Raw genomic sequence first — 388 nt, 5'->3', positions numbered from 1 at the left:
ACGACCAGTTTGACCGCCTCGAGTTTGAACTCGCGACTGAATGTCCTTCTTCTCTCCATTAACCACCTCCGGTTTCATCTGCCACCTTAACAAGGTGTCATCGAAACCGGCAGCAGCCCAGGCATCTCCGAGAAAGTGGTGCGCCGATTAATGAAGCAAGAAGGACTGCTCGTGTCCAAGCCTAAACGCCGCAGGTACAACTCGTACCTAGGTGAGATCAGCGCAGCCCCGCAAAACATCATCAATAGAGACTTCCATGCCGCTGCGCCCAATCAGAAGTGGCTCACCGACATTACTGAATTCCAGATTCCCGCGGGCAAGATTTACCTGTCGCCAGTGATTGATTGTTTCGATGGGATGGTGGTGAGCTGGAGCATAGGTAGCCATC

General features: G+C 52.8%; 1 pseudogene. It reads left to right on the top strand.

The features are described from left to right. Nucleotides 1–123: 123 nt before the first annotated feature. A pseudogene (locus tag SJH88_RS19485) lies at nt 124–388 on the top strand (DDE-type integrase/transposase/recombinase); the annotation flags it as partial.

The sequence above is a fragment of the Comamonas sp. GCA5 genome, from assembly GCF_036541385.1.
Classification (GTDB): domain Bacteria; phylum Pseudomonadota; class Gammaproteobacteria; order Burkholderiales; family Burkholderiaceae_C; genus Comamonas; species Comamonas aquatica.
Note: the sequence above shows the minus strand (reverse complement) of the source record. Positions and strands in the feature narration are given on the sequence as shown.